This window comes from Truepera sp. (assembly GCA_032027045.1).
Lineage (GTDB): Bacteria > Deinococcota > Deinococci > Deinococcales > Trueperaceae > JAAYYF01.
Genome location: JAVSMU010000001.1, coordinates 21,572 through 43,362, shown reverse-complemented (window position 1 = coordinate 43,362; position 21,791 = coordinate 21,572). Strand labels below are relative to the sequence as shown.

General features: G+C 65.9%; 23 protein-coding genes. 7 read left to right on the top strand and 16 right to left on the bottom strand.

What is annotated here, in order from left to right; translation table 11 throughout:
* Nucleotides 1-22 precede the first annotated feature (22 nt).
* Entirely contained in the window at nt 23-943 is a 921-nt protein-coding gene (locus tag ROY82_00175; protein ID MDT3680877.1) for an NmrA family NAD(P)-binding protein, read from the bottom strand.
* A gap of 140 nt (nt 944-1,083) precedes the next feature.
* Between ROY82_00175 and ROY82_00170 the strand changes: the two genes are divergently transcribed.
* From ROY82_00170 to ROY82_00160, 3 genes are read left to right on the top strand one after another with little or no spacing between them, the layout of a single operon-like run.
* Nucleotides 1,084-1,473: a response regulator gene (locus tag ROY82_00170; GenBank protein MDT3680876.1), complete on the top strand. Its 390-nt coding sequence runs from the start codon at nt 1,084-1,086 to the stop codon at nt 1,471-1,473.
* Nucleotides 1,474-2,775 (top strand): HEAT repeat domain-containing protein, encoded by a 1,302-nt coding sequence (locus tag ROY82_00165; GenBank protein ID MDT3680875.1) that lies wholly within the window; start codon nt 1,474-1,476, stop codon nt 2,773-2,775.
* A 3-nt stretch (nt 2,776-2,778) separates the two neighbouring features.
* Entirely contained in the window at nt 2,779-4,167 is a 1,389-nt protein-coding gene (locus ROY82_00160) for a glycosyltransferase (GenBank protein ID MDT3680874.1), read from the top strand.
* Nucleotides 4,168-4,218: 51 nt separating this feature from the next.
* On the opposite strand, the gene ROY82_00155 is transcribed toward ROY82_00160, so the two are convergent.
* The 6 genes from ROY82_00155 to ROY82_00130 all read right to left on the bottom strand — a co-directional run bounded on the left by ROY82_00155 (nt 4,219) and on the right by ROY82_00130 (nt 7,255).
* Nucleotides 4,219-4,827 (bottom strand): plasmid pRiA4b ORF-3 family protein, encoded by a 609-nt coding sequence (locus ROY82_00155; protein MDT3680873.1) that lies wholly within the window; start codon nt 4,825-4,827, stop codon nt 4,219-4,221.
* 83 nt (nt 4,828-4,910) lie between these two features.
* Complete coding sequence (locus ROY82_00150; protein ID MDT3680872.1) at nt 4,911-5,210, bottom strand: hypothetical protein; 300 nt, start codon at nt 5,208-5,210, stop codon at nt 4,911-4,913.
* 210 nt (nt 5,211-5,420) lie between these two features.
* A complete protein-coding gene (locus tag ROY82_00145) occupies nt 5,421-5,828 on the bottom strand; it encodes a type II toxin-antitoxin system VapC family toxin (protein MDT3680871.1) in 408 nt (135 codons plus the stop codon).
* On the bottom strand, nt 5,825-6,088 hold the full coding sequence (locus tag ROY82_00140) for a hypothetical protein (GenBank protein ID MDT3680870.1): 264 nt from the start codon (nt 6,086-6,088) through the stop codon (nt 5,825-5,827). Before ROY82_00140 ends, ROY82_00145 begins: the two co-directional genes overlap by 4 nt.
* A 181-nt stretch (nt 6,089-6,269) precedes the next feature.
* Entirely contained in the window at nt 6,270-6,752 is a 483-nt protein-coding gene (locus ROY82_00135) for an RES family NAD+ phosphorylase (GenBank protein ID MDT3680869.1), read from the bottom strand.
* Nucleotides 6,749-7,255 (bottom strand): MbcA/ParS/Xre antitoxin family protein, encoded by a 507-nt coding sequence (locus ROY82_00130; GenBank protein ID MDT3680868.1) that lies wholly within the window; start codon nt 7,253-7,255, stop codon nt 6,749-6,751. The genes ROY82_00135 and ROY82_00130 overlap by 4 nt, the downstream gene beginning before the upstream one ends.
* A gap of 219 nt (nt 7,256-7,474) precedes the next feature.
* On the opposite strand from ROY82_00130, the gene ROY82_00125 reads away from it, so the two are divergent.
* From ROY82_00125 to ROY82_00115, 3 genes are all read left to right on the top strand, one after another.
* A complete protein-coding gene (locus ROY82_00125; protein MDT3680867.1) occupies nt 7,475-8,203 on the top strand; it encodes a hypothetical protein in 729 nt (242 codons plus the stop codon).
* 126 nt (nt 8,204-8,329) lie between these two features.
* Nucleotides 8,330-9,823: an AAA family ATPase gene (locus ROY82_00120; protein ID MDT3680866.1), complete on the top strand. Its 1,494-nt coding sequence runs from the start codon at nt 8,330-8,332 to the stop codon at nt 9,821-9,823.
* Nucleotides 9,820-11,283 (top strand): hypothetical protein, encoded by a 1,464-nt coding sequence (locus ROY82_00115; protein MDT3680865.1) that lies wholly within the window; start codon nt 9,820-9,822, stop codon nt 11,281-11,283. Before ROY82_00120 ends, ROY82_00115 begins: the two co-directional genes overlap by 4 nt.
* Before the next feature lie 73 nt (nt 11,284-11,356).
* Here the strand turns inward: ROY82_00115 and ROY82_00110 are convergent, their stop codons facing one another.
* From ROY82_00110 to ROY82_00095, 4 genes are all read right to left on the bottom strand, one after another.
* Nucleotides 11,357-11,887 (bottom strand): RES family NAD+ phosphorylase, encoded by a 531-nt coding sequence (locus ROY82_00110; GenBank protein ID MDT3680864.1) that lies wholly within the window; start codon nt 11,885-11,887, stop codon nt 11,357-11,359.
* Nucleotides 11,884-12,414 (bottom strand): hypothetical protein, encoded by a 531-nt coding sequence (locus tag ROY82_00105; GenBank protein ID MDT3680863.1) that lies wholly within the window; start codon nt 12,412-12,414, stop codon nt 11,884-11,886. Before ROY82_00105 ends, ROY82_00110 begins: the two co-directional genes overlap by 4 nt.
* Nucleotides 12,415-12,668: 254 nt before the next feature.
* Nucleotides 12,669-14,147, bottom strand: coding sequence for a hypothetical protein (locus tag ROY82_00100; GenBank protein ID MDT3680862.1), 1,479 nt, complete (start codon nt 14,145-14,147; stop codon nt 12,669-12,671).
* A gap of 646 nt (nt 14,148-14,793) precedes the next feature.
* Nucleotides 14,794-15,198, bottom strand: coding sequence for a toxin-antitoxin system HicB family antitoxin (locus tag ROY82_00095; protein MDT3680861.1), 405 nt, complete (start codon nt 15,196-15,198; stop codon nt 14,794-14,796).
* Nucleotides 15,199-15,742: 544 nt separating this feature from the next.
* Between ROY82_00095 and ROY82_00090 the strand changes: the two genes are divergently transcribed.
* Entirely contained in the window at nt 15,743-16,009 is a 267-nt protein-coding gene (locus ROY82_00090; protein MDT3680860.1) for a hypothetical protein, read from the top strand.
* A 195-nt stretch (nt 16,010-16,204) separates the two neighbouring features.
* On the opposite strand, the gene ROY82_00085 is transcribed toward ROY82_00090, so the two are convergent.
* The 5 genes from ROY82_00085 to ROY82_00065 all read right to left on the bottom strand — a co-directional run bounded on the left by ROY82_00085 (nt 16,205) and on the right by ROY82_00065 (nt 21,766).
* Nucleotides 16,205-17,404, bottom strand: a complete 1,200-nt coding sequence (locus tag ROY82_00085) for an aminotransferase class V-fold PLP-dependent enzyme (protein ID MDT3680859.1) — start codon at nt 17,402-17,404, stop codon at nt 16,205-16,207.
* A gap of 252 nt (nt 17,405-17,656) precedes the next feature.
* Complete coding sequence (locus ROY82_00080; protein MDT3680858.1) at nt 17,657-18,085, bottom strand: DUF1810 domain-containing protein; 429 nt, start codon at nt 18,083-18,085, stop codon at nt 17,657-17,659.
* Nucleotides 18,086-18,270: 185 nt separating this feature from the next.
* Nucleotides 18,271-19,851 (bottom strand): amidase, encoded by a 1,581-nt coding sequence (locus ROY82_00075; protein ID MDT3680857.1) that lies wholly within the window; start codon nt 19,849-19,851, stop codon nt 18,271-18,273.
* A 229-nt stretch (nt 19,852-20,080) separates the two neighbouring features.
* Nucleotides 20,081-20,812, bottom strand: a complete 732-nt coding sequence (locus ROY82_00070; protein ID MDT3680856.1) for a phosphoribosyltransferase — start codon at nt 20,810-20,812, stop codon at nt 20,081-20,083.
* Between the two features lie 165 nt (nt 20,813-20,977).
* Entirely contained in the window at nt 20,978-21,766 is a 789-nt protein-coding gene (locus tag ROY82_00065; GenBank protein MDT3680855.1) for an inositol monophosphatase family protein, read from the bottom strand.
* Nucleotides 21,767-21,791 lie beyond the last annotated feature (25 nt).

The following is a 21,791-nucleotide window of genomic DNA, read 5'->3' as shown; positions in this document are numbered from 1 at the left end:
GCTACACGCGGCTCGCGCTCGTCTAGGAGGGCGCCGCCGCGAGCATCCTCTGCAAGAAGTCGTCGATGGTCCGTGGCCTTATGCCGTAGCGCTGCGTCACCTCCGGCGGCAAGCTCTCAGCCGGCGGCGTCGCGGCGGCCACGGCCAGCAAGTGCGTGAGCGCCCCGGCGGCCGGCTCCGCCACGGTCGTTACCGGCTGACCGATAGGAAGCCGCTCGACGGTGAGCGGGACGCCCGAGATGCGCGCCATCCTTGCGATGATCTCGCCATGCGAAGCCCTGTCGGTGGCGTACTCCATCACGGTGGTCGACTCTCCCGAGTCAGGCGGCCCCGCCAAGAGGATCTCGGTGAGCAGCTTGACGACGTCGCCCTCGTCGACGAACCACTTGGCCGCGTCGTGCTCGCCCATGAGTTGGATGCGCGTGCCGCCCTGGAGTTGCGCCCCTAGCACGAAACCGATCCAATCCTGCATGAACATCGCCGGCCGCACGAACGTGGCCGTCTGGCCGGTCGCGCGGATGGCGTTCTCGCCTTCCCACTTCGCGCGGATCAGTTCGGGAGCGTCGGGGCCGGTGCCGCGCGCCGACATGTAGACGAAGTGCTCGACGCCTGCCAGCTTGGCGGCTGCAGCCAACCCCGCGGCGCCGTTAGCGTCGATGGCCGCGGTCGAATCCGGAGGCGCCCGTTTGGTTCCGGACGCCGTCATCAGCACCGACTTGACCCCCACTAGGTGCGAGTCGAACGACTCCGGTCGCTTGAGGTCCGCCTCGACCAGCTCCGCGCCCAGCGCCCTGAGTTCGCCGGGGTCGGTGAAGCGCCCCGTGCGCCGCAACGGTGAGCTCGACTCCGGCCTTACGACCGCCCTCACCCGCTCACCCCTGGCCAGGATGGCCTTGGCGACCTGCCCTCCGAGAGATCCGGTTGCTCCGACGATCAGGTACATGAGCCTCCTCCTTCGCAACGATGATGTACGGGGCGAGGCTACGGACTCAGGCGTGACGCCGCCGTTACGCGGAGGGGAGCGGGTAGCTCAGCGGCGTCGTCTTCTCGTTCGCGAGCACACGCTGTAACATGCAGCAATCAATGAGCGAGGGTTACGCGGTGCCAAAGCGCGGCTTGTGGGTCGTCGATGATAGTTTGGCGTTCCGGCTGATCGTGCAGCAGGTGTTCGGGCGCGCAGGTTGGTCGGTAACGGAGTTCTCCAACCTCAACTCGGCGCTTGCCGCGCTTGCGGTAAGTCCTGCGGCCGACGTCGTGCTGCTGGACATCCACTTGCCGGACGGTAACGGGCTCGACCGCGTAGCTGACTTCGGGAAGCACGGGTTGGCGGTCGTCGTCGTGTCCAACTTGGTGCGGGCCGAACAGACACGTCGGGCGTTCGCGGCGGGCGCCGTCGACATCATCACGAAACCGGTGGACGTCAGTGTGTTGATGGCCCGCGTAGAGCGCGCGGCCGGCGCTGCCGAGGGGTGAATGCAAAGGCCGAGAGTAGTCGCCGTGTTCCTCTCGACGGTGATCGCGGCGGTGGCCGTGATGGCGACGATGGGCGGCTTGGTGCTGTGGTTCGGCGAGACGCTCAACCCGGTGCGGGCTTGGTGGTCACTCGAACTCGCCCTCGGTGGCGTCGCCGTCGCATTGGCCATCATGGCCGTCCTCCACGTTGGCCTACTGGCCGGCGAAGCGTTCTCGGCCGCCGCGGTCAGGCGCAGGGCCGGGGAGTGGGAACTGGCCTGGGTGCGCGGAGCCAGCGGCGAGGCGCAACCAAGCGTGCGAAGACGCGATCTCGTGGCAGCGAGCGAGGCGGCGGCGGCCGTGCTGCGCGAGTTGACGGGCGAAGCTGCGGTGGCGGTGAGGCTAGCGCTACACGAAACCGGAATCACTGCTAACGACATCGCCGTCGCGAGCCGCGTCAGGGGGAGCCGCGGGTGGCGACGGGCGGTAAGTGTGCATGGCGGCGGCTGGCCGTCGCGGCGCGCAACGGCCGCGCTGCAGCGCCTCGCGTGGCAGGCCCCTGCGGAGGCCCTACCGCTCTTCCTGCAAGCTGCGACCAGCAACGAACTCGCGCACGCTCGTGCAGCACTCTTGGGCACGTGCAGATGCTTGGGCGAAGCGCCGCACGAAAGTGACCTGGTAAGCGCGGTTATCGAGGTCATCACGGCGCACGTCGGGATGGCCGAGCGCGCCGGCGTTGCGCGCCCGTTCCTGGCGGGGGTACTCACCAACGCCGGCGACGGCACGCTCGCCGTGTGCGAGGAGCTGCTGGCCAGCGACCTCCCCGAGCCGATCAAGGCGGCGGCGTTGGACGCGCTCGCCATCATGCAGCCCGAGGGCGCGGTCGCGGTGGTCAGCTCGGCGCTCCTCGAAGGCTTGACCGGCGAGGCCCTGGCCGCCGCGCTACGCACGCTCGCCGCCATCGGGGTAGCACCCGAGGAGTGCCAGACGGTCATCTTGGCGGCCACCCACCACGAGGACGAAGGGGTGCGCGTTCAGGCGGCTCACGCCCTCGCTAGCGTTCCGCCGGAGAGCGGCCTGCCCACGCTTTGGCGCTTGCTGGGGGACACTTCGTTCGAGGTGCGCCTTGCCGCAGCAAAGGCTGCGCGTGACAGTGGCACGAAGGGGTGGCAGATGCTGCTGGCCGCGATCGAGTTGCACCCCGACCGGTTCGCGCGCGACTCGGCGCGGATCGCGAGTTGGGGCGATGGCGACCCGGCCGCTGCAGCGTCCGGTACTCCGCTGTCTGCCGCCGCAACACTGCCGGCGCAGGCTCAGGCCTGACCCGTGGTTCTTCCGCTGGCTTTGAAGCTGTTCGCGCTGCTCGTGTTCTTCCTGGTGAACACCGTGAACATCGTCGCGATCGTGTTGGCGGCGCGCACCATGCTGCTCTTCGGCGGCCGCGAGCGGACCCTCTCCGAGACCGTGTTGACCAGGGCCGAGGCGTATTTGCCGGTGAGCTTCCTCATCCCGGCCTACAACGAGGAGGCCACCATCGTCAGCAGCCTGAAGAGCCTGCTCGCCATGCACTACCCGGAGTTCGAGGTGATCGTCGCCAACGACGGCTCCAAGGACGACACGTTGGCGGTGCTGACCGGCGCGTTCGAGCTCGTTAGGGCCGAGCCGAGCCCAAGGCGCTTCGCGCCGCACGCGGACGTGCGCGCCGCCTACCGGAGCCGCTCGTACCCGGACCTCTTGGTGGTCGACAAGGCAAACGGGGGCCGAGCCGACGCGCTCAACGCCGCCCTCGAGCAGGCCCGCTACCCGTTGGTCGTGCTTACCGACGCCGACAGCTTGATAGATCCCGCGGCCTTGATGAAGATCGGCGCGCGGTTCATGGACGCGCCCGAACTGCGGGGCGTCGGCGGAACGATCCGCGTCGTCAACGAGGCGGACGTCGTGGGCGGCGCCGTCACGCGCCCGCGCAGTCCACGGAACTTCATCGCGCGGTGGCAGCAACTCGAGTACATCCGCGCATTCATGGCCGCTCGCACGGCGATGAGCGCTGCCGGCTGCCTCATCTCGATCTCGGGCGCTTTCGGGATCTTCCGCCGCGCCTCGCTCATCGAGGTCGGCGGCCTGCGGGTCGACACGGTCGGCGAGGACCTCGAACTCACCTTCCGCTTGCACCGTCACTACCGCGACCGGCACGAGGCGTACCGCCTCGAGTTCTTGCCGGAACCCGTCTGCTGGACCCAGGTTCCCGAAACCGCCAAGGTGCTGGGCGGGCAGCGCGACCGCTGGCATCGCGGCTTGTGGGAGACGCTGTGGCGGCACCGCGACATGCTGTTCCGGCCGCGTTACGGCCGCATCGGCCTCGTGGCTGTTCCATACGTCTGGTTGGTCGAGGGCATAACGCCCATCATGGAAGTCCTTGGTTACCTCATCATCCTGGTGCTCGCGATCCTCGGCGCCCTCGACGCCGCCTTCGTCTTGGCGTTCCTCGGCCTCACGGTCTTCTACGGCATGGTCGTGGGCCTCGCGAGCGCCGCGCTGGATCAGGCGTTGCCGCACTCGCCGCGCGGCGCCGGCGATCGTTACCGCCTGATGGTGGCCATCCTCACGGAGAACCTCGGCTACCGGCAATGGCTGGCGGTGGTGCGCGTCGTAGCCATGTTCAAGATCCGCTCGAGCCGCGGGAAGTGGGGCGTGATGACGCGGCGGGGCTTCGAGTAGCGCTCCGGCCCTGGGCAGCAGTACCGGCAGACCGCGCCGTTACGTACCCGATCAGTCCGACTGGAACGCAATGAAGAACCGCTCATAAGGATCGTCGAAGACCACCGCGCCTGCGTCGAACCGCTCGGGGTCGAACGGCCGGTTCGCCGGCGCCTGACCGCCTAGCCAAGTCAGGTACTCATCGCGTTCCTCGTGTTTCGGGTCGCGGATGATCTTCAGCAGCTCCTCGTAGCCGTGGGGGCCGCCGCAATCTTCCGGCGGACACGCTCGCTCCCCAGCCAGACACGTTGGATACCTGACGGCGGACTCTGCTAGCAGCACGCCCTCCAGGAGGATCTCGTGTCGCCAACCATCCCCGAAGTCGTACTCGTAAAGCGCGGTCGCGCCCGGCTCGGTGAAGTAGTCCGCCACGGCGGTTCGCCATCCCGCCAGCGTTCCTTCCATGAACTCGTCCGGAATCCCGATCTCCCACACCTTCCGCCCTCGCGGCTTCTTGATGCGGAAAACGTGCAGGTGCGAGTCGAACCAGCCCATCGAGTCCTGGATGGCCACGTGGAGGTCCCAGAACGAATACCCAGCGGGCGTCTGGATCCGCCGCCACACGGTAGGTTCGACGTCTAGCAGTGTCACGCGGAACTGATGGACCAGGTGCTTAGCCATGGGGTTCATAGTAGCCCTGAGGTCGTGCAACTCCACGTCCGCCGCTCAGGCCAGCGAGCGGGTCCAACGCCTCCTCCACGTCATCAGTCTCGATCGAGATGTAGTGGTTGCTGCCGATGCTGAAGCCGGCCGCCCACGAGTAAGTCATGTCGCTGCCCATCGGGGACACGCCAGCAGTAAGTAAGGGGCAGCGCTACGTACCTCACCCAATCGAGTTCCGCTTCCGCGACTCCGGTGGTGTCGCCGCCGCCGTCACGGATGGTGGGCAGGTAGCTGAACTCGCAAGCCTCACGGGCGTCACCCCGAAAGTCGAGGTGCGGGTTGACGGTCTTCACCAGCCGGCTGCTGAAGAGGCGGCCGGCATCCGCCTCCGGTGGCGCCAACTCTGTCTGCTGCTCCGCCCGTTGGGCCGGACCCGTTGCCCACGAGCCTCATGGCCACGGGCCCGTTTCCCACGGGTCCATTTCCCCGTGCCCATCGCCCTCAAGTCCTGACCTTGAACCAATGAAACTAGGAACACGCTAAGCCTGCAACCCCGGCTCCTCAACACGGACTATGCTCCTGGGATGACTCGTTCGCGGCCAGGGCCCGGCCTAGCCGCCCGATCGCAACACCACGACCGTCGTCGTGCAACCCGGAACGCCCGCTAATGCCTCGTCACTGGTGAGGAGGCTACACTCGAGCGCCTCGGCAAGCGCGAGGTAGAGCGCGTCGTAGACGGTGACGTTGTCCATCAACTGAACGGCTCGAGGTAGGAGCGCGGCCTGCGGGAAGCGTTCGATCGGCAGGTCGATGAGGTCCTGGATGGCTGCCGACGACCGGGCGCGGGACATCGATCCGCGCAGTGTGAAGCGCCGCAATACTTGCCCGACCTCCGCGTCGATCAGGTGCGGAGCGCAGACGACTTCGCGCGCTTGGAACCTCGCAGCTAGCGCCTCTCCCGCAGGGCCCGCGTTCCCGAGCAGCAGATCTATGAGGGCCGAAGCGTCGGTGACTATCAACGCGCGGCTCGCTCAGCCACCGCAACCTCACGCTCGCTTTCTCGCTCGGCCCGCACGGCTTCGGCGGGGGTCTCCTCGAGCAGCGGCCGCCCTCTCGCCGCTATACGCGCCAGCACTACGTCCACCGGGGGCGTGGCGACCGTACGCTCAACCTCGCGCAGGAGGTAGTCTGACAAGCTCATTCCTGCTCGAGCCGCTCGCGCTTTCACCTCACGGTGGAGTTCGTCGGGCACGTTTCGGATCTGAATCATCTTGCTCATGTGCGGCACCATAACACATGTTCAGCACATGTCGCCGCGGTGACCGAGAGCCGACGCGCGCCGATTACTGGGGCTCGCCCGGCCGCCCGGCAGTTCATGGCCATGACGTGCCCCTCGCGCCCAACGGCCGGCCATGAACGTACTGCAGGACCCGCTGTTCACGGTAGGTTCGGTGTCGTTCCTACTTCTTACGCTGATTCGCCTTGGCTGCGGCAATCAGCCTGCCGATAGGTTCGTCCCAGTGGAGCTCACCTAGCTGCTCGATGTTCGTCTCGTTGAAGCTTCGATGGTCGGGGTTGATGAGGAAGTTGTTGCTGTACGGCAGTCGGACGCTGGGAACGCGTAACGCGAGTGAGCGCCCGGTGCGGATCCATTCGTCACCGAACCGTTGGGTGGCGACCTTGTCTCTGATGTCGAGTCTTGGGTCGGTGTCGAGGGCGGTCTCGACGTCGCCCTCTTCGAGATTGAACGCGAAGATGCTGTACCAGTTCAGGTCGGCGAATGCGGACCATTGGCAGAGGATCTCCAGGGCAGCGAGTGCCAGGTGTTCGCTGGCGTACGCGGCTGCGTAGTCGTGTGTCCAGCGGCCCAGGCGGTTGGGGCTCGGCTTGAAGGGTGGATTCTTCGCTAGTTCGAAAGCGTGAACGAGTCGGTAGGCTTTCAAACGTAAGTGCCTGCCAGGAGCGCTTCGACCAGATCGTTGACTAGATTCCGGCCGTATTGGGTCTTGAGGAGCCGGCTGGGGGGTTGGTCGTCGAGCGCTGGATGGGGTGTTTTGAACCAACGCGTGGCGTTGGGGGGACCGATGGCAGCGGCCACATGTACGTACGTGTCGATGATGGCGTGGGCGCGGTCGAGCATGTCTCGGTCCAGGTTGTCGTTGCGGCTGAAACGGCTCTCACTAGCACCGAGGAGCGTACCGGCGTCTACACGGCGACAGTCGAGCAGCGTGGCGAGCTGGTCTCGGAGGTGCTTAGCGCCGGTCAGCTCAGAAACTTCCTCGCCTCGAAGGAGGAGGCCTGGTAGATCGTACGAGTCTATTCCCGTGAAGTCTTGGAAGACCTGGTTCGTGATGCGTGCGGCGGACCGCGGGCCGTTCTCGGCCATGGAGCGTTCGACGATGTCGAGCGCGTTATCCGTAACAGGCGCTGCGCTGGAGCTTGCCATGAACCAGCATACCTTGTGTGAGCAAGCACGTGCCTTGCGATAGCACGTCTTGGGGTGCGGGTCCCTTTAGGAGTTGTCGTCGTCATTACCTGACGCACCGGCGGCGTACGCTCGAAGCAAGTCGGCGGCATCGCCGTTCGTGAACAACGCATTGGCGCCAACGTAGCCCCTTCCTGATAACTGGAGTGGGCCCAATTCAGCGCGGTGAGGAGACACTCCATGCGGAAAATCGGAGTCGCGAAACAAGTATCAGCCATACTCATCATGTGCGTCCTAGCCAGCGCGGCGGCCGAACAGATCCCACTGGTGGATCAGGACGGTCATTACATCGCCTACATCGACACCGCACGAGACGACACCATTTACCTTTGGTCCGGTGAGCCCACCGCATACCTATATGAGAGCGGCAGAGGCGTTCTGATCTACTCGTTCTCAGGACAGCACCTGGGCTGGTACGAGGAAGGCATACTCCGCGACCTGAACGGCAACGCGGTGGGCGCCAGAGACGGCGTCCTGATCACACCGTCCCGGGTCGAGCCGATCAAGAGCCTGCAACGCATAGCACCCATCCGCGGAGTTCGCCAGATGGCGCGCATCAAGCCCATATTCAGCAACTACTACTCCAACCAGTCGCTCTCGGGCTTCCTAGCCGGCGCCACCACTCCCTCACCCTCGCTGCGCCCGCCGGGAACGCCTGACGCCGGCACGTACGCCGGCACCAACATGAAATGGTGGGTGAGCAGCGTGGGGAATGCTGGCAGAACTGTGACGCTAAGCGACGGAAGCCGCTGGGAAATCTACGGCATTGACCAGATACATACGATGCTTTGGTTGCCGGTCGATAACGTGACAGTAAGGCTGGCCAGGGGACCGATAGGCGCCTATCGGTACACGCTGCGCCACGAGCGCACTGGGCAGGAAGTGCTCGGCGAGTACCTGGGCAGGTAGGGGCACCTGGCTTTCTGCCGGGTGGAGCGGAGCCACTACCACCGGACTTGAGCAGGCGCGAGGAACTCGACGCGCGCGCCTGATAGGCTCGAGGAGCAGCGATTAGCCACTCGATCGAGGAGCGCCATGGATTCCCTAGTCGACCTGGTCTACACTCCGCCCGAGGCCTGGGAGGAAGCGGCGCGGCCCGCGTTCGCCGGCTCCCTCGCTCCGCGTTACTACCGCGTGGCCGAAGACGCTCTGCTCGACCCTCGCGGAGAAGGCGAGCGGCGCTTCCAACTGCGGATCAACGCCTCAACACAAGGCACCAACGTGCCGTTCGCGGCGTTGATCGGCCCGGATCAGGAGCGCTCCGGCCCGTACGGCGGCATGAGCTTCGTCATGTTCCCCGACAAAGAGGCGGGCGCCCCGGCGCTGATTGGCATGGTGGTCGGCACGAACGGCCTGGCTCCGGACGAGGAGATCTTGGGTCGGCCGGGCCACGCGCGCAAGGTGAAGGCCATAAGCACCTGGCTGCGGTCACGCGGCGCTAAGCACGCGTGGGCGAAGCAGGATCCGGTCCGTATCGACGTGCCCCTGCCAGCCTCGTTGGGCGGTCCGCTCGCGCCGTGGAAAGCGGCAACCGACCGTTACGGGCGAGTGCTCTACGCGGCCTTCGCACCCCCGTCCGAACGCAGCGCGGCGGGTGACGAGCTAGTGCGCGATGCGTTGACGGCGTTCATCGACTTGTTCTTCGCGGAGCGGGGCATCGAGGTGCTCACGGCGGCGCGGCAGGATAGCGAGCGGATTCGTCGCGCTTGGCTCGCGACCACCCTGCCAGATATCACAGGTCAGGAGGTCGCCGAGATCCTCGAACGACGCAAGTACGCCGTGCTGGAGGGCCCACCCGGGACGGGCAAGACCGAGCTTGCGGCCAACTTGCTGCGGGAGCATTACGCAGGCAATGGCCGCGTCATCCAGTTCCATCCCGGCACCACTTACGAGAGCTTCATCGGCGGCCTCGCGCCCCGCGACGGCGGGGCGATGGGCTTCACCTTCGCACCGGCCGCCGGACACTTGATGGAGGCGGCCATTGCCGCAGGCAGGAGTAACGCGCCCTACTTGCTGGTGGTGGACGAAGTCAATCGCGCGGACCTTGCCAAGGTCCTGGGAGAAGCGATCTACCTGTTCGAACCGGGCCGACACGAGCGGGAGGTGACGCTTGCGCACGAGTTCGACGGCGTGGGCCGCACCCTGCGGTTGCCGCCCAACTTACATCTGCTCGGCACCATGAACAGCGCTGATCGCAGCATTGCGATTTTGGACCTTGCCGTACGCCGCCGCTTCGCGTTCTTGCAGCTGTGGCCGCAGTTACGGGTGGTTGAGGAGCACGCCGGCACGCAGCTGCAGCGGGCATTTCACGACCTGCTGATGGTGTTTCTGGAGCACGCCTCCGAGGACGCTTTCACCCTCATGCCCGGCCACGCCTACTTCCTGGCGAAGGATGGAGCGGCCGGTCGCGCACGCCTGCAGACCGAGATCATCCCCCTGCTGCGCGAGTATCTCCGCCAGGGTTACGTGGCCGGTTTTGCCGATGAGATCCAGGCCTGGATAGATTCGAATGAGGAGTCCGCCGCTTGAGGCGAGCCCAACGGGCAAAGCTGCGCGTCTACGAGCGCCGCCGCATCGCCAGGTCCGTAAGCGGCACCCGTGAGTTGCGTGACTCCTCGCGCCAGTTCATTCCCGCGCTCGACTGGTTAGGAGGCAGCGGCGGCGACGCACGCGGCAACGCGGAACGCCGCGCTGAAGACCTCGTGCGCCTCAACCGCGGTCTCCTCCAACACTTGCGGGTCGACGCGGAGGTGGGCCGGGTGCGCGGCGAGCCCGGCCTGCACTTGAGCACCGGAGTCCGTGTGGGCGCCATCCCGCTCCGGTCGCCCGTTACCGGCCGCGCCGATTTCGGGTTGATAATCAACCCCCGATTCCCCTGGTCCGGCCTGGGGGATGTCCTCGCGCATACGGGCTTCAGGATCGTGCCGGACCTGCTACCGCTGCCCGAACTGCCGCACTCCGAACGGCGCATTCCGCCGTGGGTGTTGACGTCCGTCGTGCTGCAGCGCCTCGAACGGTTGCTCGAGGCCACCGCTCGCCGCTTCGAGACTGTCGAAGCCGACCTGCGCGCGCCGCGTGGCACCGTCGATTGGGCGGCTTACGCGACCCGGCGCTTCCCCGTAGGGCGAGCCCTCGATGTCCCGTGCAGCTTCCCGGACTTGCGCGACGACGAGCAGCTTCGCTCCGCCATCCATTGGACCGTCCGGCGCCACCGCGAGGCGCTACTGGCGGCACCCGCCGGCGGGCTGGTAGTGCGACAGCTCCTCGCCGTCTGCGAACGCTTGCTCGCCCATCTGGCCGGCAGCCCACCGCAACCCCCCGACGCGAGACTCCGCGCCGCCTGGCACCGCCTGCCCTTCTCCCCGGCGGCATTCAAGGAGGGCCTCGACGCCATCGACTGGACCGTCGACGAGCGCGGCTTGGCCGGCCTATCGGACCTAGCCGGTCTCTCGTGGCGCTTGGACATGGATGTCTTCTTTGAAGCGTGGCTGGAGACGGCCGCCGCATGGGCGGCGACCCGGACGGGCGCAACTCTACGTAGCGGCCGCACGGAGCAGACGCGCGTACCGCTCGACTGGTCACCGCCCGGTGCCGGCTCGCAACGCTCGCTCCTGCCCGACGTGGTGTTGTCGAGGCCAGACGTGGTCGTCGTGCTCGACGCGAAGTACAAGCAGCACGCCGAAGAGATCGACCGACTCGGCTGGCGCGCCGCCAGCGACCGCCTGCGCGAGCAGCACCGTGACGACCTGCTACAGGCGCTGGCCTACTCGACCCTGTTCGACGCGCCGCGCGTGGTCACGCTGCTCGCCTACCCGTGCGGAATGGACCGGTGGCGCCGGCTTGCGGAGCGTGGCCGGGAACTGGTCCGCGCCCGGGTGCGGACCTCGCCGCGGAACGTAGAAGTGGGGTTGTTAGCCGTGCCGCTCGGGGGAGATCCGGGAGTGGCAGGCCGGGTGGTGGAGGGCGTCGTGAGGGAAAGCGCGGCGTGATGAGGAACCACATGGGATTTCCCGTTCCCTGATCGGTTGTGCCGATGAGCCACGCTTGCTTGGCGCCAATGTCTTACGGCGTAAGACGCCTGACGTGCTGGAGGATGCGAGGGTGGGGACGTCCGCCGAGGCTGGCAAGTTGGCCGGTGACGCCAGGTCGGTGTCCGAAGAGGATAACGACCCGACTGTTTATCGGTTCGAGTTCGAGACCGCCGTTCACGCGGTAGAGAACCGCGCCGCCTGGTTCGAGGGCTGCTGAGGTGGTAATCATGCCCTGGCTGCCCGCGTTGCGGAGGCGTTTGGCTTCGGCTCGGCACTCAGCGTAGGTTCGCATTCCTCCGGTGAGAACGCCTTCCTCGAGATTGGGGGCGTCGAGGTGAACGTCGTCGACGTGCACGACCCACATGGCTTGCTCGGTCAGGCCCTCGAGGTCTTCCGGGCTGGTTATCTCCTCATGACGCAGTAGCTCGGCCCAAGCTCCCTCGGGTGTGGTGGCGAAGTAGTGGACGGGCCCCTCTCCGACATCGTGCCACCGTGCGGGCGGTTGTTCGTCACTTTCCCACAGGAAGGAGTAGGCGGGGTGCGTGAGGCGGTATAGAATCAAGTAGCGGGCATCCCGATGAGCGCTTTAGCTAGTTGTTCTACCTGCCGAGCACCGTCACTTTCAGAGGTCCAAGCCTTGTCGGCTAGGAGCGCGTCCTTCGGGCCCTTGCCGTCGAGTGCTGTGCGGGGCCGCTCGAACCAGCGACGCACGCCGAACTCGTTGTAGGTGCCGGTGAGGTATCCGACGACTAGGGCGAGCCAATGGATGCGGTCCACCACGGGTTCGGGAGGATTGCGTTCGCCCCTCGCGTAGCGCTGGACGCTGCTCGGGGAGATCTGCAGAAGCTCCGTCAGCTGTTCGTTGTCGAAGTACTTGAGTAGTGCGTTGATCTCCCGGCGGGGCGCCGGGTTCTGGCCCAGAGCGTCGTAGACCGCTTCGAGGTAGGCGCCGACGCCCGGACGCTCTCCAGGGGGGCGTTCCAAGGCGCGGTTGAGGGCGGTGATCGCTGTCGAGCCTATGTCCTCTTGCCGGAGGGACTCGAGGAGGATCTCGAGGCCCTTCTCGATATCCGGCTCCCGTTGCGGCACGAATCCCATGGCCTCCCCTCGGTGCAGCGTGCGTAGAGCTACCGGAATCTCCTCTAGACGGAGCGTCGCGCGCTTACTGGGTGCTTCCTGGAAAATTGGCACGACCCATAATACTCCCGTTCTAGGTCCGACGAACTGCCGCGCCCACGGGTTCCCCGAAGAGTCACGGCTTTTGGAATCCGGAAGCATCTCCGGGCCGCGGTCGGACCGACGGGAGCGCTGATACCCACATTGTAACTAACAAGCCCCCTCCCTCACCGCACCTCGAACGACAGGTGGAACGCGGGCAGCTCCTCCCCCGGGTGATCCTGCCAGTTGAGCATGGGGAGCTGCAAGAAGGTGCTGTTCGCCCCGGGCAGCAAGGAGGCGTCTTGACCCGGCTCGAGCCGTGGGGGTGGTGGCGCTCCGGGCGCCGTGACCACCCCACGGTAGATCGACGGGTAGATGTCCAAGAAGTGAGTGCCCACCCGGCCGGGCGCCTTCAGGTGGACAGTCACGTCCCCGTGGCTGTTCACCCCGCAGCCGTAGCCGAGGTAGCCGTTGTTCATGACGAACGCGTAGATGTTGGCGGTATCGCTCCAGCCGACTCCCTTGACCGTAACGGTGATGTCGCCTCCGGGAGCGACCACGCTGGGGCTCACCGCCGTCACGCTCGGGGTGATCGTGTAAGACGCCACCGCCTTGGTGTCGCCCTGCGTCGCTTCAATCGTGTGATGCCCACCCAGATCGTCCGGGGTCGGAATCACCGTATCGAAGGTGCCGTCGTCCCCCACCTGCACCGAGCCGAGGTCAACGGTGGCCGTGACCAGGCCGGAGATGATGTCGTTCCCGCGCGTGGTCGTCCAAGTCAACAGCGCGTTGCCGCCGGCCGAGAAGCCCGAACCGTGTAGCTTTATGAGGCTCCCGACCGTGCCGGAGGAGTAGTCGAGGCTCAGTGTCGGACCCTCGGAACTGCTTCCTTGACCCGATTGCTCTCGGGGCAACGATTGTGCGCTCACATCGCGAGGCGTGACGGCGGGCCCAGGCGTGATCTCGAACGTTTCCCCCATGACGGTAGGGATCTGTGGGTTATAGATGGGCGCCTGCTGCTGGTTGAGATACGGAACCGGATGCGTTCCCGACAAGACTTGCAGCGTGTGGAGGCCGATAGCGCCCGAGGCCGGGACCACGGCCACGGAAGTGCCCTTAGTTGATACGGCGGACATCCAACCGGTGTGAGAATCGTCGTAAAGCAAGTGCCAGACAGCCTCCCAGAACCCGTAGCCAACGCCCGTCAACGTGACGGTGATCGGCGTGCCGACCGGCCCCGAGGTCGGCTCGATGCTCAACTCGGGCACCACTGTGAAGCCCTGCCGTGCAACCTTGGCGCCGCCTGAGAGCACGAACACGTTGTGCATGTAACCGAAGTCCTCCGGCACCGTGAAGGCGAAGGTGGCGCCGCCGTCAGCACCTATCACTGCCTCGCCGAGCGTGGTGAGCGTCGCCTCTGCAGTAATGCCCAAGAAGCGACCGTCCGGATCGACATTCCACTGCGCAGCCGCGCTCTCCCAGGCGAGGGTGACGGTAGTTCCCGGCTCGAGCCCTGTCGCCACCGCCGTAACGTGCGTGCCGACGGAACCGTCGACGGGGTCGAAGTTGAGCTTGCCCTGCGCGAACGCGAGGCTCGATCCCATGAGCAACAGGCAGCAGAGCGCGAACAGGCGGTTCGCTGCAGCACGACAGTTTTTTCCCATGCGTGGATGATAGAGGGAAGGAGGTTGGGCACGCTAGAGGGCCGTCACATCCGTCCTTACGTGTCCTTTCAATTTGTCCCTACTCGCGCGGGCAGTCCGGTAGCGGGCCGTGTGCTTGTCGAGCACGAGCCAACCTGTTCCTACTCTCGCGGGTAGTTCAGGGCCGCGGGACACGGAGTCTCTCTCGGCGGCGGCCAGACTTCCGGTGTCGGGAGGAGACGACGCTCCACTCCTACACCGCAATGAGCTCGGCAGGAGGACCGCGAAACGGCAATTAATGTGGTTGGGGGCGCAGCCGCGACAACCACCCAGGGCAATGCTCGGCAACGAAATCCGAGATCTCATCGGCGGTCGTCCCGAGACCCGTCACGCGGGACCAATCGCCTACCAACAGTTCGAAGAACTGACCAGGCGCGTCCTCGACGTAATCCTTGAACGGCGTCGATGACGCACCGGCAGAATCGTGCATTAGGTCCATGCGCGTTGGCCAGTCCTTTGCGGATAACCCGGACCCCTCCAACTCAAGAACGCTAGCCAACTCGTGCCCGTGGAGGAAGCCGTCGAGAAGCTCGACGAGAACCGAGCACAACGACGACCGAGGACACAGCGCAACCCCTCGACGTGCCCCAAGACCAGGTAACGAGTTCTATCGCGTAACCTCCGGAAGTCGCTGAGGCTCACGCTCTACTCGGTCCAAGGCGTCCGCCTTCGCGAGGCCAGCCGCCAAGTAGTACACGACGAGTTGATTCTGCGAGACACCCTCCCCAGCTGCGCGTCGCGCCAGTTGCGCGTGCAAGGAGCGAGGAAGCCGAACGCGGAACTCACCGCTGGGAAGTTCCTCATCAGGGACCCCCTCTGGCGCCGGCAAGGGCCAGCCCTCATCAAGGTACGTCTCAACTGCAAGCTCAAGAGCGATCCGCACCTCTGCGATGGCCTCCTCACGGGTATCGCCGAACGCCGACACGCCTGGAAACTCCGGACACACGGCGAGGAACGTGCCGTCCTGCTCGTAAGCGAAGAGATGGATGCTGTATCGGTCGATCTGATCCACGGCTACCCGTCCTGTCCTCATTGCACATCGATGTGTTTCAACACCTGCCGTACTTGGTAAGCCTTCGCCTTCCCGTTCGACATGGGCTGAAGGTTCACCGTCTCCTGAACACCCGGCGCCCTGTAGATACGGTGGCTACCCCTCGTCCGGGCCAATGCGAAGCCGAAGCACTCGGCGAGACGGCAAAGCTCCTTGAACGTGACGCTAGCTTGGGAGTTTCGTGCCTTGTCAAGCAGCTTGTCGCATTTCCCCATGCTCCCCTATCACGTCAGGAGGTTGATGGTACCGCATCCGGTACCATCCGACAACCCTTCCCACCCACCCCGGGTACGAAAGACTAATGAGTCAACCACCCCAACCCCGGTACGATTTACTTTTGAGATGACTCGCCCTTGTTGCTACGCCTCGACTGAACACCCAACGCTCAGACCGCAGCAGGCCTCCAACAGTGAAACTGAGTGGCACTGCTGGTTCTTGCGCACTTGCGTCAAATGAAGGGGAATCGATAGAATCGCACAACACAAAATTCGAGGAGGATAGACCGTTGTCCAGATTTCCTGTTCTTACGGCCGTGTCGAACATCTTGCGTTTCGTTGGCTGGGTTCTCGTAGGCCTGGGCGTGATCGCCGCTTTCGCGGGTGGATTTTCGCCCGGCCTACGCTTCGGCTTCCTCGGAGGTTTCGAAACCCTGATCTTCAGCCTTGTCATCGTTCTCAACGGTCTTTTTATTGTGGCCGCCGGCGAGAGCATCGGGGTCCTCTTCGCCATTGAAGCCAACACGCGTAAGGCGGCGCAGCAAGTTACCGAGTAGCTGTCGGCACTGCCCGTTCCGGCGGCGGCTCGATGCGGCGTGCATTTGGTTCGAGCGGCCGATTTGTCTCGAGACTTGGTGCTACCCGCACCAACTGCCGCACGATCGCCACGCCGCACAACCGGGGTAGCATCGCCAGCAGGAAGAAAACGACATGCTACGCCTTCGGGCGCTCTGCCTTGGCAGCGGAGCCACTTAGCGCAACAGACCGAGCACGCCCAACGCCGCCGCCAACCGGTCGAAGTCCTCCACGCCCACGTACGCTTGCACGGAGATGCGCGCGTACAGTTGCCCGCGCAGCGAGGTTATCGCCACCTCGACGCCCATCTCCCGCAGCCGGCCGGCCAGCTCCGCCGCCTCTGCGTCACCACCGCTCCGGTTGAGGGACACCGTCCGCAGTGGCAGACCCGTCGCTACCGGCATGGGCGAACCCAGCGCGTCCGCCAGCCGGCCGGCGCCGAGCTCGAGCACCGCCGCGTTGCGCTCTCGCAGCCGGTTGAACGTCATCCCAAGATGCGCGGTCGGGAAGTCGAGGGAAGTCGGGAGCGCGAGGTAGGCCGTGGCGTCCTGCGTACCCAAGTAGCTGAACGACGCAGGGAAACCGCGCGCCGCGCCTGCGCTGGCCACGAGCGGCCGTACCCGCTCGCGCCACTGCGGCGCCACCACGAGCGCGGCCGCGGTCCGCGCCGCGAACGCCCACTTGTGGAGGTTGCCGAGCCAGAAGGCCACACCGGCAGGCACGGGCGCGTCGATGAGGCCGGGGGCGTGCGCGCCGTCGATGAGGATGGGAACCCGGTCCCCCAGTTCGGCGCACACAGCCTCCATCGGCAACCTCAGGGCCGAAGCCGAAGTGATCTGGTCGAGAACCACCAAAGCCGTGCGCTCGCTCAGCGCACGCTCGAGGGCCGCGACGAGCGCAGAGGCGAACTCGGGCTCCGTCAGGCCGTTCGGGTCCGGTAACTCGACGCACCGCGGCACGGCGCCCCTGTCCGCACACTCGCGAGCGATCGCCGCCTTGACCCAGGCATAGGCGTGGTCCGTGTAAACGACTTCGGATCCCGGGGGCAGCCGCAAACTCGAGAGCGCCACCTGCACCGCCTCCGTAGCGTTCTGCACCAGCACGAGGCCGTCTGGGTCGGTCTTGAGCCACTCGGCCACGAGGCGCCTGACGGCGTCGATCTGGACCGCCAGCTCGGTGCGGTAGAACCGCTCGGGGCTGCGCTCCACGGCCTCGGCCGCGTGGCGCTGCGCCGCCAGAACAGGCGTGGGCACCGCGCCGTACGAACCGTGGTTCAGATGCACGACCTCAGGATCGAGCAGCCACAGCTCCGGCTTTATCGCCTGGGTGACGAGGTCATCGGACGCGGGTTGGCCTCCGCGTGAACTATGCGGCATGAGGGTCAGTATGACGCAGGGAGGCGGGGCCTCTCCGAGTCCGGCGATCACCAGGGCCAGTGATCACGGGACTTGAGAGTGGGAGATTCATAAGTGCTCCGTCCCAAGGCTTGGTCGCAAACGCGGACAGCTTCGGTGACTACGCCGCTACGCTCGTTTAGCCTTCAGCCTGAGGCCCCTGGCCCACAGCAAGGCCGGCACCACCGGCCGGGACGGCACCACGTCCGACAGGAGAGTCCATCCGTTTGGCGTTCACGCGGTGGTTTCACCCGACCAGCTCGCAAGGATCGCCATCGTGGCTGCGTCATGCAGGCCTTGATAGAACTTTTCCAGCACCTTGTCGAACACGTTCCCTGGACCTGCAACGGACGCGAAGAGCGTCATGCTCGACCGCAACTTCAAGTCGTCTGGTGAGCCGAAGATCTCTAACGCGGCTAGCCCAGTCGTTGCGAGCAGCAGGTTGGCACACTCAACCAAACGCTCACCGAGTACTGGGTGGTCAAGGAAGGCGCGGGCTTCGGCACTGGACCGGATGGCGTAGAACTCCGAAGTAGGGCTGTGGCCCAGCCCGGCGGCCTGCGGGAAGATGAACCACATCCAGTGAGTGCGCTTATGCCCGGCGGCTAGTTCGGAGACCACCGAACCGTACGTGTCGGCCTGGGCGGCGAGGAAACGGTCCAACTTGAACTTATCGTGCACTGGGAGACCCTCCAGTCTTGATACCAGCTCCCCTCTCGCAAGGGAACCAGCGCGCATCTTGGTCACAGCGTGCCATGCTGGCCAGTTCCCCAGGTGGTCGACGGCCGCCCGAACTCCTCACCGTCGAGCGCTTTCGTGGCCGGAGGCGGCCCCCCGGCCGCAGCGGCTCACACCGCCGCCCCAGGTTGCAGTTCCACCGTGGCCAACAGCCGCGGGACGCGCCGCGCCATCGTCGCCTGCTCGAAGGCGTAGGCGTAACGCAGCACCTGGGCATCGCGCCACGCAGTACTGAAGATGGAGAGGCCCCACGGCAGGCCGTGAACCGTACCCGCCGGCACGGTCGCGTGAGGGTAGCCTGCCACCGCGGCAGGGCCGGCAGCCGAGCCGCCGGGCCGCTTCGGATCTCCGAGTACCTGGTCTATGAGGCTGGCTGGGCCCATCGTCGGGCTGATAAGCGCGTCGAGGCCGTGCTTAGCGAGTAGCCCGTCGATGCCATCCTCGCGGCACATGCGGCGGCCGGTGGTAAGGGCCTCGAGGTAAGTGGACTCCGTGAGCGGCCCCTTCGCCTGCGCCATAATGAGGAGTTCCTGGCCGAATAGGGGCATGGAGCGACCGGAGCTGGCAAGGTTGAACTCTATTAGTTCCTCGAGCGTCCTGGGCTGCCCACTTTCAGGCAGGCCACCCAGGTAGGCGTCGAGGCCGTGCTTGAACTCGTAGAGCAGTACTTCGGTCTCGGCATCACGCCACTCGCCGAGGTGTGGCATGGCTAAGTCGTCGACCAAGTGCGCGCCGGCGGCCCGCAGCACGCCGAGCAGGGCCTCGAACTGCCGCTCCACCTCGGGGTGAGCGATCACGAACCCCCGCAGTATGCCCAGCCGCACGCCCTCTAGCCCGTCGAGCCGCAACACCTCGACCGGATCGATCAGACCGCTAGCCGGAACGTCGGCAGTGGCCGGATCGCGCGGGTCGGACCCCTGCATGGCCGCTAGCAACAGCACAGCGTCTTCCACCGTACGCGCCATTGGGCCGGCCGTGTCCTGGCTGTGAGCGATGGGGATGATGCCGGCGCGTGAGACCAGTCCGACCGTCGGCTTGAAGCCGACGACCCCGTTCGCCGAGGCGGGCGCCACGATGGAACCGTCGGTCTCGGTACCAACGGCCCCAGAACAAAGGCTGGCGGCCACCGCCGCGCCGGAGCCGCTGGACGAGCCGCTCGGGCTGCGGTCCAGCGCGTAAGGGTTGTGGCACTGACCGCCACGGCCGCTCCAGCCGGAGACGGAACGCGTGGACCGGAAGTTGGCCCACTCCGACATGTTGGCCTTGCCAAGCAGTACCGCGCCTGCCGCTCGCAACCGCGCGGCCACGCCGCTGTCTTGCTGGGCGAACGACTCGGCGAGTGCCAAGGAACCGGCGGCGGTGCGGGTAGCATCGGCGGTGTCGATGTTGTCCTTGAGCAGGATGGGTACGCCGTGGAGCGGCCCCCGCGCTCCCTTGGCACGCCGCTCGGCATCCAACTCGCGGGCGACGCCCAGGGCATCGGGATTCGTCTCGATGACGGAGCCCAGGCGCGGGCCGCCTTGGTCCAGCGCTCGGATTCGCTCGAGGTAGGCACTCACGACCGCTTCCGAGGTGAGGTTACCGGCGCCCAGCTCTCTACCGAGCTCGGCGAGCGATCGCTCGAACACTACGCGGCCGAGCTCGCGGGTGGCGTCGCCTTCCGCCTCGGGTCCCAACGAAGAACGCTGCATGATCACCGAGTCTACCGTTGCTCGTGAGAGACGGCAGCGCCGCCGGGGTCATCTTCAACCCGCTTCGTTCGACCTTCATCGGGTCACGGCCGGCGTGGGGCGAGGTCCGTGCCGGCGTGGGGCGAGGTCCGTGCCGGCGCGGGGCGAAGTCCGTGCCGGCGCGGGGCGAAGTCCGTGTCGGCGTGGGGAATCAGTCGCTCACGACGGTGCGCTCGCCGCACGTAGCTGGTCACGTCACTTCGCCGCTGAGGCCCCGCCTCACCCAGCCGTCCGGCACGGCCGTGAGCAGCGGGGTGTCGAACACCCCAACGACCTTCGCCGCCCGATCGGGTCCCAAGGTACGGGCCCAACGATCACCCTGCCGCATGACTACACCGCAAGCCAACACTTCGGCACCCACCGACTCGACCAAGCGCCAAGGTAAGTCGAGCGTCGTGCCGCTGCTCACGACGTCATCGACCAACACGACACGACGGCCACGCAGGAGCGGTGCCAGGTTCGGGTCGAGGTAAACGCGCTTGGCATCATCCGGAGCCGTAATCGACCGCACCGTCGCCGACAGCGCCTCCTCATACCAATACTTACGCGAGTAACCAAGCGGCACTATCCGCTCGAGACGCAGCTCCTTGGCGACCACAGGAGCAAAAGCCAGCCCGAGCGTTGGCATGCCAACGACCACCTCCGGCGAGTAAGGCGCCAGGAAGCGGGCGAGCATCTCGCCCAGCGCCTCGACTACCTCGAGGGAAGCGTGGTTGCTGATAAGCGACGCGACGGCCAGCGCCTGGTCGGCCGCGACTTGCCGGATGGGCAGAACCAGGAAACGCCCATCGGGGAGCCTCGCCGGGTAACCGTAACGCCACGGACCGTCACCGCTGCGCACCCCCTCTGGCAGTTCCTCTTCGTGCACGAAGCGCTGCCAGTAATCAGTGGTCGGTTCTGTGAAGTGCCCCTTCGTTGTCATCCGGTCGGCATGCTACCTGACTGTTGCGGGCGGCAGACCTGACTAGCGGCCACAGTGCGCCGCAACGTGAGCGTCGTCGAGAGGAACACTGTTGGAGTAACGCAAGAAGGCACGAGGGCCGACCCCGCGGTATGGACTACCTTCGAGTTGGCGAGGGCCGCGCCGCTACCAGCTGTCCGGCAGCGCCAGCATGGTGAGCAGCTCGTCGTGAATGAGGCCGTTGCTCGACACCATGACGGCGCTGCCCAACTCGTACTCTTCACCATGCTGGTCGGTCACCCGGCCACCGGCTTCGCTAAGTATGAGGATCCCCGCCGCAACGTCCCACGAATGGAGCTTCAGCTCCCAGAAGCCGTCGGTCTGGCCGGAGGCCACCATGCACAGGTCCAGCGCCGCGGAGCCCGCCCGCCTGACGGCCCTGGCCTGCCGCACTCCACGGCCGAAGGCAGGAAGGTTGACATCGATATCCTTCTCGATGGCGTTGAAGCCCGTCGACAAAACCGACCTATCGACGCTGGAAGTGCTACTTACCTGGATGGGCGCACCGTTCATCTGCGCACCCTTGCCGCGTACGGCGGAGTAGAGCTGACCCCGTACGCTGTCCAGGATCACACCCACTTCCAACCGACCCTCGACCTCGAGCGCGATAGAGACGCTGTAGAAAGGGAAGCCGCTGGCGTAGTTCGTGGTGCCGTCGAGCGGATCCACTATCCAGCGGTGACTGGCGTCGGCGCCCTCGTGCTCTCCCTCCTCCTCGCCGAGGACGCTGTGGCTCGGGTACGCGGCGGATATGACCTCTCTAACGCGCTCCTCGCTCAGCTTGTCGACCTTGGTGACGATGTCGGCGTAGTTCGCCTTGGTGTCGACCTGCTTGTCGCTGTCCGCCGCGTGGAACCGGTGGATGGCGGCCGCTGCCTGGGCCGCTTTGATCGCTACGGTTAGGTAAGGGTTCATATTCGGGCAGTATAGATGGGTTGCG

Bases quoted from the DNA above. Each gene is read 5' to 3' on its own strand.
- ROY82_00175 (MDT3680877.1), bottom strand. From the start codon at position 943: ATGTACCTGATCGTCGGAGCAACCGGATCTCTCGGAGGGCAGGTCGCC.
- ROY82_00170 (MDT3680876.1), top strand. From the start codon at position 1,084: ATGAGCGAGGGTTACGCGGTGCCAAAGCGCGGCTTGTGGGTCGTCGAT.
- ROY82_00165 (MDT3680875.1), top strand. From the start codon at position 1,474: ATGCAAAGGCCGAGAGTAGTCGCCGTGTTCCTCTCGACGGTGATCGCG.
- ROY82_00155 (MDT3680873.1), bottom strand. From the start codon at position 4,827: ATGGCTAAGCACCTGGTCCATCAGTTCCGCGTGACACTGCTAGACGTC.
- ROY82_00140 (MDT3680870.1), bottom strand. From the start codon at position 6,088: ATGAGCAAGATGATTCAGATCCGAAACGTGCCCGACGAACTCCACCGT.
- ROY82_00130 (MDT3680868.1), bottom strand. From the start codon at position 7,255: ATGGCAAGCTCCAGCGCAGCGCCTGTTACGGATAACGCGCTCGACATC.
- ROY82_00125 (MDT3680867.1), top strand. From the start codon at position 7,475: ATGCGGAAAATCGGAGTCGCGAAACAAGTATCAGCCATACTCATCATG.
- ROY82_00120 (MDT3680866.1), top strand. From the start codon at position 8,330: ATGGATTCCCTAGTCGACCTGGTCTACACTCCGCCCGAGGCCTGGGAG.
- ROY82_00100 (MDT3680862.1), bottom strand. From the start codon at position 14,147: ATGGGAAAAAACTGTCGTGCTGCAGCGAACCGCCTGTTCGCGCTCTGC.
- ROY82_00085 (MDT3680859.1), bottom strand. From the start codon at position 17,404: ATGCCGCATAGTTCACGCGGAGGCCAACCCGCGTCCGATGACCTCGTC.
- ROY82_00075 (MDT3680857.1), bottom strand. From the start codon at position 19,851: ATGCAGCGTTCTTCGTTGGGACCCGAGGCGGAAGGCGACGCCACCCGC.
- ROY82_00070 (MDT3680856.1), bottom strand. From the start codon at position 20,812: ATGACAACGAAGGGGCACTTCACAGAACCGACCACTGATTACTGGCAG.
- ROY82_00065 (MDT3680855.1), bottom strand. From the start codon at position 21,766: ATGAACCCTTACCTAACCGTAGCGATCAAAGCGGCCCAGGCAGCGGCC.